This window comes from Nocardiopsis sp. NPDC007018 (assembly GCF_040635075.1).
Classification (GTDB): domain Bacteria; phylum Actinomycetota; class Actinomycetes; order Streptosporangiales; family Streptosporangiaceae; genus Nocardiopsis.
Genome location: NZ_JBEYHA010000005.1, coordinates 140,372 through 155,169, shown reverse-complemented (window position 1 = coordinate 155,169; position 14,798 = coordinate 140,372). Strand labels below are relative to the sequence as shown.

Here is a 14,798-nt window from a genome sequence, read left to right as displayed (position 1 = left end):
GACCGGCCGGGCGGAGGGGCCCGGGGCGGGCGGAGGCCGCCACGCACCGGCTACTACCCTGGTCCGACACGGTTCCCGAACGCTGACAGGACCCGATGACACCCCCCGCAACCCCGGCAGGACCCGACCAGAGCCGCGGGACCGCGCCGTCCGCGCCCGCCGGAGCCGCGGCCCGCTACGCGCGGGCCAACTGCGGTCCCGAGGCGCACCGCTGGCAGACCTTCCCCGACGCCACCGTGGTCCTGGCCCTGGCCCGCACCTTCACCTCCGCGGTCCGGGTCCTGGAGGCCCTCGCGGTCTTCCGAGGCGACACCCGGGTACGCGTGCTGTTCGCCTTCGACGGCACGTCCGCGTTCAACGCCGGGACCGAGGCACTGCTGGAAGGGGTCGAGGCCGGGCTCATCCCCTGGAGCGAGCGGCTGTCGGTGGAGCCGGGCCTGGTGGTGACCGCGACCGAGAACGCCGACCTCGACTCCTTCGCCTGCCCCGTCGTGGTGCTGCCGCACGGCATCGGATTCCAGAAGTACGTGCCGGACCACCGCACGCGCGAGGTGCGGCTGTCGGGCGTGCCCCGGCCCGAGTTCCACCACGCCGACAACATCCACCTCGTCCTGTCCCACCCGGCCCAGCGGGAACAGCTGCGCGCGGCCCGCGTCCCCCTGGCCGAGCACGCCCAGGTGGTGGGCGACCCGGCCCACGACCGGCTCGTGTCGGGCGCGCGGCTGCGCGACCACTACCGCTCACACCTGGGGGTGGGGCCCGACCAGCGTCTGGTGGTCGCGACCTCCACGTGGGGGCCGGGCGGGCTGCTCGGCAGCCGCCCCCGCCTACCCGGGGCCCTGCTCGGCGCACTCCCCCACGACGGCTACCGTGTCGCGGCCGTGGTGCACCCCAACGTGTGGTTCGCGCACAGCCCGTGGCAGGTGCGGCACATGCTCGCCGACGCCTTGGACGCCGGACTGCTGCTCATGCCCCCAGAGGCCGGCTGGGGCGCCGCCCTGGTCTCGGCGGACTGCGTGATCGGCGACCACGGCAGCGTCACCCTGTACGGGGCGGCCCTCGACCACCCGGTGCTCCTGGGCGCCCTGGGCGAGGAGTCGGTGCCCGGAACGGCCGTGTCCGAACTGGTCAGGACCGCCCCCTGGCTGGGCGGTGAGGGGTTGCGCGCCCAGGTCGAACGGGCCATCGACACACACGTGCCGGGGCGGCACCGCAGGGCCGTCGACCTCGCCTTCGCCCACAAGGGCCAGGGCGGGCACCGGCTCACGTCACTGCTGTACCGGTTGTTGGAACTGGACCCGCCCGAGGGCGCGGACGTCGACGGGACCGGGCGGGCGCTACCGGTCCCCGAACCGGACCCGTCGGGCCACCCGCCCCGCGCCTTCGAGGTGCACGGGACCGTGGAGGGCTCCGACGAGGTCGTGATCGAGCGCTTTCCCGCCGCGACGCGGGCGGTCCCGAGCCCGCCGAGGGGTGGTATCCGCCACCTGGCCGTCTACGAGACGGAGCGGCGCCACGGCCTGGTCAGCGCGGCCTCCGTGATCTGCCGCGCCTCGGACGGCGGGCGGGACGAGGGATGGCTGGAACGGGCCCTGGAGCGACACGCGGGCGCCTTCGCCAGCGCCGCGCCCGTGTCGGGGGGAACCCTGGTACTGCTACGGGACGGACGCCGCTTCCTGGTGCGCACCGACCCCGAGACGGAGCCGGTACTGGCGGCCGCCGTGCTGTACACGGCGTTGCGTGCCCGAGTGCGGATCGACGGTCCCGACACCGGCCTCAAGGTACGCAGCGGAGCGCGCCGCTGGGCCTGCGTGCTCACCCCCGTCGAAGGTGCGCCGCCGGACCGGGGCGCGCGTCCCTGAACCGGCTCCGGGCGCGGGGCGGCGAGCGGTCGCGGAACCGGCTCCACGGCCGTCCCGTGGCCGGCCCCGATTCTCGGGTCACTCCCCGAGGCGGTCGGCCAGCTCCCGTGCACGCGGGCTGCCGAGGGCGCGGAAGTGCCGTTCGGCCTCCTCCAGGTGGGTACGGGCCTCCCCGGCCGCCCCAAGCCGTTCGTAGTGGTCGGCCAGAAGCTCGCGCGCCTCGGCCTCGTAGTAGTGCCAGCCACCGGAGCGCAGTCGCCGCACCGCCGCCAACAACGTGTCGGTCGCCTCCTGGGGGCGGCCCGCCGCCGCGTGGGCGCTGCCCAGCCAGACGAGCCCCCGGGCCACCATCCGGTGGTCCGGCTCGTCCAACGCCCGCAGCCGTTCGATGGCGTCCCCGATATCGGCCGCAGCCGCCTCCGCCCGCCCCGCCGCCAGGTGGGCGTTGCCCCGGTAGAGCACGCCCAGTGCCTCCCCCCGCACCGAGTTGGGGTCGTCACTGGCGCGGTTGGCCTCGACGCAGCGGTCGAAGGCGGCCACCGCCGCGTCCGGGTCCGCCGCCGTGAGGTGGCGACCCTGGAACTCCCACACCGAGGCACGCAGCAGCGGGTGCTCCAACCCGGCGGCCAACTCGACCGCTCGGTCGAGCCGTTCCCCCGCCTCCGCCAGGCGGCCGAGGTCGGTGAGGGGGCGTGACGCCAGGGAGCTGAGCCGGGCCTCGGCCGCCGCGTCCCCGGCCAGGCGCGCGGAGTCCGCGCCCAAGGTGGCGGTGACGGCCCAGTCGTGCACGAAACGGTGGTCCAGGTACAGGGCGGTCGCCAGCTCGGCCAGCCGGTGGGCGTGGCCGTGCAGGCCCCGCTCGGCACTGTCGACGACCGTGGCGAGCAGTGTGGGGCGTTCCCTCAGGAGCCAGGCTCGGGCGTGCTCGGTGTCCCCTCGGAAGGGGTCGGTCTCCCCGTCGAGGAGCGCGTCGAGGTCGACGGTGCGCAGCCGCTCGCCCCGCGCGGCGCGTTCGGCGAACCCGATCCGGACCAGGTAGCCGTCGAGGAGTGCCACCAGGCGGCGATGCCGTTCCTCCGGTGAGTCCTCGGCCTCCGCCCGGTCCCGGGCGTGTGTGCGGATGAGGTCGTGTCGGAACCGCAGGGCCGGGCCGTCGGTCTCCTCGACGACGTTGGCGGTGACGAGTTCGTCGAGGGCGGCCGTGTCGCCGACGACGGGCAGGAGGTCGTGGTCCAGGAGGGCTCCGGGCCACTCCCCCAGGGCTCGGTACAGGCAGGAGGCTCCGGGAGACAGGGCCTGGTAGGAGGTCTGGAAGATCACGTCGAGGTTCCTCCGGGGGTCGCCGATGGCACGCAGGGTGGAACGGGTGCGTCGGACCTCGGCCGCGAGGTCCGCGGCGGTGCCCGGTCCCGACCGGCAGAGTCGGCCGCCGACCAGCGCGATCGCCAGAGGCAACCCGGCGCAGACCTCGAGGAGCTGGCCGACCGCGGCGGGGTCCTCCCGGGTGAGGTCGATCGAGGCACGGCTCTCCAGGAGGCCGCGCGCGGGCTCGGCGGAGAGGGGCACCAGGGGTCGGGACTGGGCTCCGGTGGAGTCCTCCTGGAGCTCACCCAGGTCGGGGCCGTCTCCGGAGACCAGCACGAGGCTGCCGTCGCCTCCCGGTACTAGCGCCCTGACCTGGGCGGGCTCCCAGGCGCCCTCGACCACCACGAGGAGCCGGTGGCCCCGCGTCCGGGTCAGGTACTCCTTGGCTCGCAGGGCGGGGTCACTGGGGATCGCGGCCGTGTCCACGCCCAGGGTGCGCAGGAACCCGGTGATGGCCTGGTCGTGGTCCTCATAGTGGCCCCGGCGGTACTCGAAGCTGAGCTGGCCGCCCGTGAAGTACTCCCGCTGCGCCTCGGCGACCTTACGGATGAGGGTGGTCTTGCCGATGCCGCGAGGGCCCTCCCAGACGACCACGCGCGGCGCGGACGCCGAGTCCAGCGAACCGCTGATCCAGTCCAGAAGGGACTCGCGGTTGACGAAGTCGTGCGGGGGCGACTTGACCTGCATCGGACGCTCCCGTTCCGGCTCCCGGTGGCCCAGGTTCACGCTGACGTCCCGGAACCTCTCCCCCTGGAATGTCACCCCGTGGACGTCCCCGCCCACCGATGAGCGTGTGTGGCGCGGCCCGGGGGTGTCGGCGTTCATACCTCTCCTGAGGGGTCAAGGGAGTCAGCACGGAGCGACTTCGGAAAGTCCCGGTCACCCTATCTACCGGCTTTCGTGGCGGAGCACACAGCGGTGGCCGCTTCCGGACAGGCGGGCGCGCGTCCACGTTCACGAAGGGTTCACCCGCGTCCCCGCAGGCACGGCACCGCACCCGCGAAGCACTGACCTGGTATAGCGCAAACGATGGGGTTGACTCCCCTGCGTGAGGGGAACTGGATCGACCGAAACCCCTTTGCCCCTGGGGTTCCCCGATCCCGATCGGGGCATACGACACGTAAGCACGCTGAGCGCGCGACTCCCTCGGACCCCGGGAAGGGTGTGGCTGTTGAGCTCTGGCCACGAACACGGCAACGGCACGGCCGGGGCGGACGACCCGCGAGGTCGACGCCCCGACCACCCCGTCCCCCCAGGAGTTCCCACCACCGGAACCGACTTCCACACCAGCCGAAACCCGGTGAATTGGCCGATCAGCGTGGGGCTGGTACCCGAGCCCGCCGAACACCTCCGCCGCCGTGCCCTCTCCGACCCGCTCGACGCGGTCCTGGGCGGCTTCGGAACACCGTCCCCGCACCAGGTGCTGTGCGGCGCGAGCGGCGTCGGCAAGACCCAGCTGGCCGCCCACCACACCCGGGCCCTGCGCGACCACCCGGTCCCGCACCAGCGCCCGGAGGTCGTTCTGTGGGCGGACGCCGCCACCCGGGACGGCGTCGTCTTCGCGTACGCACAGGCGGCGCGGAGGCTCTTCGCCCACGTCCCGGACGACGCCGAACTCGCCGCCGGACAGTTCCTCTCCTGGCTGCACGACCCCGTGGACGCCTCGGGACGCCGCTGGCTGGTGGTGTGGGACGACCTGACCGACCCGGCGCAGGTCCAGGACCTGTGGCCGCCCACGGAGCGCCCGCACGGTCGGATGATCGTCACCAGCCGCCACGCACCCGTCGTCCACGGCCCGCACACGCACACCGTCGGGGCGTTCTCGGCGGCAGAGGCGGACGGCTACCTGCGCGCCGCTCTCGTGGAGGCGGGTATCGCCCACACCGACGCCGAACTGCGCCCGCTCGCCGCAGCCCTGGACCACCTGCCCCTCGCCCTCTCCCAGGCGACCGCGTACATGGCCGACCTCCACCTCACCCCGGCCGCCTACCTGGCCCTCTTCCACCGGCGCACGGCCGCACACGCGGCGTCGTACCCCCAGTGGGACACGCGCTCCCCCGTCGCCGCCACCTGGGAACTGGCCGTGGAACGCGCCGACGCCCACCGTCCCGAGGGGGTGGCCCGCCCGCTCATGGGCCTGATCGCCCTCCTCGACTCCGCGGCCACCCCCGAACAGGTCGCGGTCTCCCGCCCGATCCGCAACTACCTGGGGCGGCGCACCTTCCCCGCCCGGACCCTGACCCGCCACGAGGTGCGGTTGGCGCTGGCCTCCCTGGAGCGCCTCAACCTGGTCGCCCGCGACACCCCGCTGGTGATCGGCGCCCACCACCTCACCCAGCGCGCCACCCTCGAACACACCCGCACCCGCCCCACCCGGGAGGCCGTGCGCGCCATCGCGGACGGCCTGGTGGACGTGTGGCCGGACACCGCGCGCGACTCCGCGCTGGGCCGTCGGCTGCGCTCGAACACCGCCGTGCTCCGCGAACGCACGGCGGGCCGGGTGCGGGTGTGGAGCTGGCTGTGGGAGGAGGGCATCCACCCCGTGCTGTTCCGCGCGGGAAGCGGACTGGACTCCTCCCGCGAGGTCGAGTGGGCCGTGACGTACTGGGAGGTGCTGGCCGAGGCGGTCGCGCACACCCTGGACCCGGCCCCCGCCGACCGCCCCGAACACACGGGCCACTTCTTCCGGCACGGCGCCCAGGGCGGAGTGCCCGCCGTCACGGACCCCCTCGCCTACTGGACGGGGGCCAGCGCCGACCTGTCGCAGGCCCAGCGGGCCTTCGAGAACCTGTACGAACGCCAGCTGCGGGTGCTGGGCCCCGACCACCTGGACACCCTGCGCACCCGCCACGGCCTCGCCCACCTCCGCGCCCAGGCCGGGGACACGGCCGGCGCGGTCTCCCGGTACCGGGAACTGCTCGCCGACCTGGACCGCGTGGTGGGCCCGGACCGGGTGGAGACACTGAGCACGCGCGGCAACCTCGCCGTGTGCCATGCGGAGGCAGGCGACCTGCCCACCGCGGTGCGGGCCTCCCGCGCACTCCTCGCCGACCAGCGTGAACACCTGGGGCCCGACCACCCGAACACCCTCAGCACCCTGCACAACCTCGCCCACTGGCGGGGGGTGGCGGGCGACCCCGAGGGCGCGGTGAACGGGCTGCGGGAGCTGGTGGCGATCCAGACGCAGGTGCTGGGCGAAGACCATCCGAGCACCCTCACCAGCAGGCACAACCTGGCCTGTTGGCAGGCACGGGCGCACGACGCGGTCGGCGCCGTGCACGCCCTGGAGACACTGGTGGCGGACCGTCGGCGCGTCCAGGGTCCGGAACATCCCGACACCCTGTCGAGCCTGCGCCAGCTGGAGCGGCTACGCCGCGAACAGCGGGCCCGAGCCCACAGCGAACCGGGCGACCGGCAGCCGGACCACAGCGGCGCCCGCGAGGACGGGGCCCACGGCAACGGGGGCAACCACGAGGTCGACCCCAACGACGAACCCACCGGCCCGCAGGCCCTCAACCAGTCATGGATGTGAGCCGTTCAGTCCCGCAGGGGCGAGCCGACCACCGTGAAGCGCTCGCCGCCCACGCGTCCGGTCAGTCGCGGGCGCGCCTCGGCGATCGCGGCGCGAACTCCCTCCAGGTCCAGGGAGGCCCGGTGCGCCCGCTCCGACTCCCAGAGCTCGACGACGTACACGGTGTCAGGGTGGTCGTCGTTGACACCCACCTCGTAGAGCAGGCACCCGGCGGCGCGGAGCTCGGGGCCGGACCGGGTGAGCAGGGCGACCACCTCGTCCCGCCCGCCCGTGACCGTTTCCAGGGTGGCGACGTTCGCGAAGGTCATGGCAGGCACACTACCGACGCGTCGTCCACGGCACGGGGCCAGACACGACACACGCGTGTCCGACGACTCCTCGTGGCCTCGCCAAGGGTCCGGACCGGGCACCCCGGTACCGGGGCCGCGTGTTCCGCCACGCGGGCGTCCGTCCGGGGAGGGAACCCGCCCTGGGAGGAATCCGCCCGGGGGAGGCGTCTCAGAGCCGGTACTCGGCCCGCAACCGCGCGGCGAGCCTCGGGTACTCCTCCAGGATCTGGTCCTGTTCGGCCGCGGTGAACCGGGAGACGGTCTTCTCCACCTCTCCGTGGTAACGCCACAGGCGGTCGAACTCGCCCCACTCCAGAGAACCGCGCTGAGCTCGGTGCCGCAGGCCCTGGTAGATCAGCCGCACCTCGGTGACACAGCTGTCGAGCCGGTCCCGGCGCTGCACCCGGGCGACGTGTTCCCGGTACTTGCGGTCCCGGTCCCGCTGCCTGGGGGTCCGGCCGTCGTTGTCGGGCTCAACGTCCATTGATGTCCGCTCTCTCCTGGGCTGGGAGCGCGCAGCGTCCCACGTGGTCTACGTCCCCGTCGTTCCTATACCGCTTTCGGCCCCCGGAACAGAGAAAACACGAGATCGAAGCCGACCCAGAACATTCCCGCCACCCCGCGGACACCGGGCGTACCAAGGATGTTCCCACCCCAATCGGACACGCCGTGCGGCGCCCCTCCCCCACGGGCCGCGGGACCGACACGTCGGCTCGGGAAACGTCGGGGACGGGCGGTTCACCGTGGGGAGTCGTCCTGCCACGCCGGACACCGGCGGAGGACGACAGAGAAGGGGCAGGGGGTCACGGCGATTCAGGACACCTCCCGCCACTTTCAACTTATAGCTCACCCCAGGGCTTGCCGCAAGACCCCCCCTCGCCCCTCACAATGGTCGACCGTGAGCAGAACCAACGACACGGGGGATGTTGTGAACTCGCAGGCCAGCAGCGTTTTTGAGCTATCCGACCCCCACTCTCCCAAAGCCGACCCGGCCCTGGTCGCCGACGACGATCGTCACCTCACGACCATCCGCGAGAGCCTCCGGCGGTCAATCGACGACCTCTCCGCCCGGCTCGACGAACGACGCAGGGCACCCACCGGAAAGGTCCGCGAGGTCCTGGACCGTGACATGGAGGTACACCGGATGTCCGCCCGGCTGCGCACCCTGCGCAGGTTCGGCTCCGACCTGTGTCTGGGCCGCATGGTCGGAGAGGACGACCCCACCCCCGTCTACGTCGGTCGGCTCGGGCTCACCGACGAGGAGGGCCGCCGCCTGCTCATCGACTGGCGCTCCCCCGCCGCGGAACCCTTCTTCGCGGCCACCCACGCCCGCCCGATGGGCCTGGCCAGCCGCCGCAGGTACCGCTGGCGCCTCGGCCGCGTCAGCGACTACTGGGACGAGGTCTTCACCGAGGACGGCTTCGAGGGCCACGCGGCGCTCGACGACCAGTCCGCCTTCATCGCCAGCCTCGGAGCCCACAGGTCCAGCCGGATGCGCGACGTGCTGAGCACCATCCAGGCCGACCAGGACGCGGTCATCCGGGCCGGGGCCGAGGGCGCCCTCGTCGTCGACGGTGGCCCCGGTACCGGCAAGACCGTGGTGGCTCTGCACCGCACCGCGCACCTGCTCTACTCCGACTCCCGCCTGGGCCACCGCAGGGGCGGGGTGCTGTTCGTCGGCCCCCACCAGCCGTACCTGGCTTACGTCGCGGACGTCCTGCCCAGCCTCGGGGAGGAGGGCGTCCAGACCTGCACGGTGCGGGACCTCGTGCCGGAGGGGCGTAGCACCGCCAGGACCGAAACCGATCCGGAGGCCGCGCGGCTGAAGGAGTCCGTGGACCTGGTGCGCGCGATCGAACCGGCCGCGCGGTTCTACGAACGGCCCCCCGAACAGGCGACCGAGGTCTCCACCCCCTGGGGCGACCTCTCCCTGGAACCGGCGGACTGGGCGGAGGCGTTCGGCTCGCTGGACCCGGGCGTCGCACACAACGACGCCCGCGAACACATCCTCGACGAACTCGCCGAGATCCTCGCCGAGCGGCTCCCCGAACGGTACGAGGACGAGGTCACCCCCGAAGCGCTCCGAGCGGTCCTGTCCCGCGACGGCGACCTGATCGGCGTCCTGCACCGGGCCTGGCCGCTGCTGGAACCCACCGACCTCGTCGGCGACCTGTGGAGCGTCCCCGCCTACCTGCGACTGTGCGCACCCCAGCAGGACGCCCACCAGATCCGGGCGCTCCAACGCGAGGACGCCCAGGCCTGGACCGTGTCCGACCTGCCCCTCCTCGACGCGGCACGGCGGCGGCTCGGCGACCCGAGGGCCGCCGGGCACCGGCGCCGCCGGGCGGCCTCCGCCGCCGCCGAGCACGAGCGCCGGTCCTCCGTGATCGACAACCTGATGGCGGCCGACGACGACGGCGAGGGGCTGGTGACGATGCTGCGCCACCGGGACCTCCAGGAGGCGCTCATCGACGAGGACGGGCTTCCCGGCTCCGACTCCGACCCGCTCGCCGGACCGTTCGCGCACATCGTGGTGGACGAGGCCCAGGAACTGACCGACGCCGAGTGGCGCATGCTGCTGTCGCGCTGCCCGTCCCGGAGCTTCACCGTCGTCGGCGACCGCGCCCAGGCACGGCGCGGATTCACGGACGCCCTGGGCGGGGCCGAGACGTGGGAGCGGCGCCTGGCCCGGGTGGGGTTCGACCGGATCGCCCTGGCCTCCCTGAGCGTGAACTACCGGACACCGGAGGAGGTCATGGCGGAGGCCGAGCCGGTGATCCGCTCCGTGCTGCCGGACGCCAACGTCCCGACCTCCGTCCGCGCCAGCGGTGTGCCCGTCCGGTACGGGGCGGTCTCGGAGCGGGACGCGGTCCTGGAGGCCTGGCTGGCCGAGAACGCGGAGGGAACCGCGTGCGTGATCGGCGATCCCGCGTTCGGGGACACCCCGCGCGTACGTTCACTGACCCCGGCGCTCGCCAAGGGTCTGGAGTTCGACCTGGTGGTGCTGGTCGCTCCCGAACGCTTCGGCGACGGCGTGGAAGGGGCGGTGGACCGGTACGTGGCGATGACGCGCGCGACCCGGACCCTGGTCGTGCTGTCCGGATGACAGGGGCGGCACGGGCCGGGTCCTGAGGCGGCGGAGCGCTCAGACCGCCCCGCCGCCGGACCCGGGACCGGGGTGGGTGTCGTCTCCGTCCGCGGGGGCCTCACCCACCGCGGCCGCCACCCGGTCCCCCTCACCGGGCCCTTCACCGTCCTCCTGGTCGCGGAGCCTGCCCTCCAGTCGGCGGACCTGGTCGCTCAGCTCGGCCAGACGGTCCATGACCGCGTTGTGCTGGACCAGCTCCAGTTCCTGGTCCTCCTCCCACCGGCCCTTGCTGAACTCCGCCTCCATCGACGTGACGATCACACCGATCACCAGGTTCAGGATGATGAACGCGGTGAGCACGATGTAGACGACGAAGAAGATCCACGCGTGCGGGTGGTGCTCCAGGACCGCGTCGGAGACGTCCGGCCAGTTCTCCGTGGTCATGAGCAGGAACATCGTGTACAGGGTGACGCCGAGGTCGCCGAAGAACTCCGGGACCTCCTCGCCGAACATCTGCTGCGCGAGGATCGCGGAGGTGTAGACGACGATGAGCAGAAGCCCGATGACCGTGCCCATGCCGGGAACCGCTCTGAAGAGCGCCCCGATGATCTGGCGCATCTGGGGCACGGCGGTGATCACCCGCAGCACGCGCAGCACCCGGAGGATGCGCAGCACCGCGAACGGCCCGGTCGCCGGGACGAGGGAGATCACGACCACGGCGATGTCGAACCAGTTCCAGCCGTCGCGCCAGAAGGCCCCCCGCCACGCGTACAGCTTGAGGACCATCTCGACAACGAAGACACCGACCACGAACCGTTCCACGGCTTCGAGATACGGAAGGGCGGAATCCCCATATGTCGCCCAGCCCAATATCACGGCATTGCCCAGAATCACGGCAAGCATGACGTTGGCGAACCAACGGCTTTCCACCAACTGGGTGACCTGATCCCGCCGCAACGCCACATTCCCCCTCACACCCGCGCCTTGAATGAGCACAAGACGCGCCCAAATATATCGAAGGTGTTTCGGTCGCTTCCCAGCGCGTCACCCTCGAACGCGACACCCGGCCGCGAGGAGAACCCGGGCCCGCGAGACCCCGGGGACCAGCAACCAGCGGATCACGACGCACGCACCCGGCCGATCCGAACGGAACAGCACACGTGCGACTTCCCACACGACGCACCCACCGGTTTCGGGCCGCCCCCTTCCCCGACCGCACCACACCGCAACCGGGCGACCGCCCCTCCTCCCCGCACCTCCCCCTCAGCCCGACCAGGCAGGTGAAGACCCCTCAGGATGGGACCGGCCCCGCCCCCCGCTGGTATCTTCGCTGACGGCCCGGTGACAGCCCGGCCTCCCCCAAGCGGCGCCCGCGACCGAGGAAGAGACATGGCGGAGCTGAAGTACTTCACCGGTTCGATGAACTCGGGCAAGAGCACCATGGCCCTCCAGGAGCACCACTCCCGCGGCGGCGAGGGCGTGCTGTACACCAAACAGGACCGCGCGGGCTCGGGCATCATCTCCTCGCGTCTGGGCCTGACCTCACCGGCGGTCGAGGTCGGCGACACCCTGGACCTGTACGACGACGTCGCCGACCGCAAGGCCTCCTACGTCATCTGCGACGAGGCCCAGTTCCTGTCGTTCAAGCAGGTGGGGCAGCTCGCGGGCGTCGTCGACGGCATGGGCATCGACGTGTACTGCTACGGCATCCTGACCGACTTCCAGGGCGTACTCTTCCCCGGGTCGAAACGGCTGGTCGAGCTGGCCGACAAGATAGAGATCCTGCCCGTCTACGCGCGCTGCTGGTGCGGGAACCGCGCGACGCACAACGCCCGCGTGGTCGACGGGGTCATGATCTACGAGGGCGAACAGGTCCACATCGGCGGAAACGAGTCATACACGACCCTGTGCCGCCACCACTTCATGGCCGGCGTGGCCTAGAGCAGTACCAAACCAATCGACAGATCCAGCATAGAGCTACTTTGGAATTCTGTTTACTAACGTGATTCTCAGCTGCGGACCAAACTTACGAGCTTCACCAGCAAAAGCTTCCACCGAAACGTCATCAACCGAAGTCATATGGATGGCATACGTAGCACTACGCTGCCTCACAAGGATGACATAGGAATTACCCGGAACCCCATCAACAGCACCATAGTAATAATACGATTCATCGCCAAGGCTTCCAGCGCCCGAATCCGAGATCACAAGATCGGATTCTTCGACTTCGGCACGAAGATCTGCGAGATCTGCTTCAGCTAGAGCATCCCGATCCCCCTCGGGGGAGAAAATGATGGCTCGATAGGAGAACTCGAACTCCCAAGGGTTGAGATGGGACCCCATGGGAGTAACTTGCCCCCCGCAGGAATCAGCTCGCACAAGGCTTCCATCCCTTGGCGCACCCCCCTCAACAGAGGAATCCTGATATTGGCCAGCAACATGCTCATAGGTCAAATTTATATCAGGAATTGTACGCAATGTACTACCACAAAGATCGAATTTATCCTCCAGGAATTCTTCCCGCGGCTTGACACTCTGATCCGCGCCAGGAACCGGACCGACACTTCCCGAGGTGCCGCCGGAAGCCGCACTCAATACGAGACCCAAAACGCCGACGATCACGCCGAAGACACCGAAGGCCGCAAGCGTCCCGCACCCGAAGACCGCGAGTGCCGCCTTCCAGCCGTGCAACCCCTTCTTCGCAGGCCTCCTGCTCTGGTCTTCCCTTTCCTCGCTGTTTGTCACGGTTGCGCCTGTGCCTCCAGCTGAGCCTTCACTTCGGGGTGCTCCAGCGGACGGGTGAACCCGGTGATGTCCGCTCGATTGGGGTCATCGTACTCGCGCACCGCGATCGGCCCACAGTTGGTACACCAGGCCTCGACCATCAACCCGTCACCGATCACCATTCCCATATGTCCCGGCCCCGGGGGCTCCCCCGCGCGGCTGACGTCAAAGAACACCAGGTCACCCGGTTGTTCCTCGCCTTGGGGAATCTCCGGGCCGAAGGTCCACTGGTCCTGGGAGACCCGCGGAACGGTCACTCCGATGCTTTCGTAGGCCTTCATGGTGAGCCCCGAACAGTCGTATCCGTCCGGACCGGTCCCACCCCAGATGTACGGCTTTCCGCGCTGGTCGAGGGCCCAGTCCACGACCGCCTGGGTCAGTTCGTCTGGTGCCCGACCGATGGGCACCCCGTCCTCGTCGAGTTCGCACAGCACGGCGGTCCGGATGGAGTCGGAGGTGTCGAAGTCGCCGTCGGCGTAGCGTTCCGCCCACTCCAGGACGTCGTCCACGTACCACCAGGCGCGGTTGTACCCGAAGATCGCCTGCCTGACGTCGTCCTCCAGGCCGTGCGCGAGAAGGTAGTCCGCGGCGGCAGGAATGGCGTCGGCCGGGTCGTAGACGTTGACGACTCCGTCTCCGTTGCCGTCCACCCCGTACCCCAGCTCCGGCCGTTCCTCCACGGGCTGGATCGGTTCGCCGCCCCAACTGTTCCCTGCGGCCGACCCGTCCAGTGAACCGAACTGCATGGGCCCGGAGGCCCCCCAGTCGTTGTGGCCCTCGGTGATGCCCGGACCGTCCCAGCGCCCGTGGTGGGACTCCACCTGCCCGATCCCGGCGAGGATGTTCCACGGGACCCCGCGGTCCTCCCCCGCCTCCTGGTACAGCTCCAGGTAGTTCTCCGGAATGGTGTCCATCGCGTAGGCGCTGCTGTCCGGCTGGGCGGCGTCCGCGTTGGGCGCGCAGACCACGCCGGAGGCCAACCAGGAACCCACCTGTGTGTTGTTGGTGAGCGCCGGGATGACCATGAGCGTCAGGAAGACCAGCCCGGCCACACCGACGGCCGCCAGCACCGCGACCCTGGTCAGACAGGAACCGGTGCGCGCGTCGGGAGCGGCCGTGCGGAGGGCGGAGATCACGTGGTCACTCCTCCCCGAACTGCCCGGCGTCAGCGGGCTGGAAGTCGAAGACCGCCCAAGTCCCCCGCTCACGGACCACGGTGACCGCGAAGTCGCCCAGGTCCTCGTCGAACTCGTCGTTCCTGGTCTCGGTGATCGACTGGGCGGTGACGACGAAGGTGACCGAATCGGCACCGAAGGTCCGGATCTCCCGAACCTCGGCACGTCCCTCAGCCACCGCCTCGGCCTCGCTCATCTCGGCCCAGAAGGCTCCAGCCCGGTTCACGTCGGACAACACCTCGGCGTACTCCTCGGTCGCCAACGCCTCCATGACGGCGTAGTAGACCTCGGGGTCCTGTGCGTAGTCGATGGTCCCGTAGGCCTCGGCGAAGCCCTGGGCCGTGGCCCCCGCCGCCTGGAACTCCTCCTCCGAGAAGGGGAACCAGCCCAACACGTCCAGGTCCTCTGCGGCCGTGGTCGGGATCGGGCTCGGGGCGACGGTGGCCAGTGCGCCCGGATCAGAGGAGGGCGGCTCCTCTCGCGCCGTGGCGGGATCGCGCGGCGGGGCCGCAGCCTCCTCGGTTCGGTCATCCCCGAACCCGGCGAGGCTGAAGTAGATGCCGAAACCGGCGAGGGCGGCGATCAGGCCGACGACGACCAGTCTCTGGGTGCGTTCGGGGAGAGGGTTGGGCATGGTGCTGGACTGCCTTGTCGTCTGTTCAG

11 protein-coding genes are annotated in these 14,798 nt (G+C 71.1%); 4 read left to right on the top strand and 7 right to left on the bottom strand.

Translation table 11 applies throughout. From position 1 onward, the window contains the following. The first annotated feature begins 95 nt into the window (after positions 1–95). Entirely contained in the window at positions 96–1,862 is a 1,767-nt protein-coding gene (locus tag ABZ635_RS04350) for a hypothetical protein (protein WP_357758708.1), read from the top strand. A 78-nt stretch (positions 1,863–1,940) separates the two neighbouring features. Here the strand turns inward: ABZ635_RS04350 and ABZ635_RS04345 are convergent, their stop codons facing one another. Then, positions 1,941–4,052 carry an ATP-binding protein gene (locus ABZ635_RS04345; RefSeq protein ID WP_357758705.1) on the bottom strand — a complete coding sequence of 704 codons (2,112 nt, stop codon included), beginning with the start codon at positions 4,050–4,052 and terminating at the stop codon, positions 1,941–1,943. 475 nt (positions 4,053–4,527) lie between these two features. Here ABZ635_RS04345 and ABZ635_RS04340 point away from each other — a divergent pair, with 475 nt between their 5' ends. Then, positions 4,528–6,759: a tetratricopeptide repeat protein gene (locus tag ABZ635_RS04340; RefSeq protein WP_357758703.1), complete on the top strand. Its 2,232-nt coding sequence runs from the start codon at positions 4,528–4,530 to the stop codon at positions 6,757–6,759. Positions 6,760–6,764: 5 nt separating this feature from the next. On the opposite strand, the gene ABZ635_RS04335 is transcribed toward ABZ635_RS04340, so the two are convergent. Both ABZ635_RS04335 and ABZ635_RS04330 read right to left on the bottom strand, forming a co-directional pair. Continuing rightward, a complete protein-coding gene (locus tag ABZ635_RS04335; RefSeq protein ID WP_357758700.1) occupies positions 6,765–7,067 on the bottom strand; it encodes an antibiotic biosynthesis monooxygenase in 303 nt (100 codons plus the stop codon). A gap of 190 nt (positions 7,068–7,257) precedes the next feature. Then, positions 7,258–7,572, bottom strand: coding sequence for a hypothetical protein (locus tag ABZ635_RS04330; RefSeq protein ID WP_357758697.1), 315 nt, complete (start codon positions 7,570–7,572; stop codon positions 7,258–7,260). 444 nt (positions 7,573–8,016) lie between these two features. Here ABZ635_RS04330 and helR point away from each other — a divergent pair, with 444 nt between their 5' ends. Further along, entirely contained in the window at positions 8,017–10,194 is a 2,178-nt protein-coding gene (helR, locus tag ABZ635_RS04325) for an RNA polymerase recycling motor ATPase HelR (RefSeq protein ID WP_357758772.1), read from the top strand. Between the two features lie 39 nt (positions 10,195–10,233). On the opposite strand, the gene ABZ635_RS04320 is transcribed toward helR, so the two are convergent. After that, the gene (locus ABZ635_RS04320) at positions 10,234–11,133 is read right to left on the bottom strand and encodes an ion transporter (protein WP_357758694.1); all 900 of its coding nucleotides are present in this window, start codon (positions 11,131–11,133) and stop codon (positions 10,234–10,236) included. Between the two features lie 432 nt (positions 11,134–11,565). On the opposite strand from ABZ635_RS04320, the gene ABZ635_RS04315 reads away from it, so the two are divergent. Further along, positions 11,566–12,117: a thymidine kinase gene (locus ABZ635_RS04315; RefSeq protein WP_357758692.1), complete on the top strand. Its 552-nt coding sequence runs from the start codon at positions 11,566–11,568 to the stop codon at positions 12,115–12,117. A 36-nt stretch (positions 12,118–12,153) separates the two neighbouring features. Here the strand turns inward: ABZ635_RS04315 and ABZ635_RS04310 are convergent, their stop codons facing one another. From ABZ635_RS04310 to ABZ635_RS04300, 3 genes are read right to left on the bottom strand one after another with little or no spacing between them, the layout of a single operon-like run. After that, positions 12,154–12,921: a hypothetical protein gene (locus ABZ635_RS04310; RefSeq protein ID WP_357758689.1), complete on the bottom strand. Its 768-nt coding sequence runs from the start codon at positions 12,919–12,921 to the stop codon at positions 12,154–12,156. Further along, positions 12,918–14,096: a bifunctional lytic transglycosylase/C40 family peptidase gene (locus ABZ635_RS04305; protein ID WP_357758686.1), complete on the bottom strand. Its 1,179-nt coding sequence runs from the start codon at positions 14,094–14,096 to the stop codon at positions 12,918–12,920. The genes ABZ635_RS04310 and ABZ635_RS04305 overlap by 4 nt, the downstream gene beginning before the upstream one ends. A 4-nt stretch (positions 14,097–14,100) precedes the next feature. Further along, a complete protein-coding gene (locus ABZ635_RS04300; protein ID WP_357758683.1) occupies positions 14,101–14,769 on the bottom strand; it encodes a hypothetical protein in 669 nt (222 codons plus the stop codon). Positions 14,770–14,798: the final 29 nt, after the last annotated feature.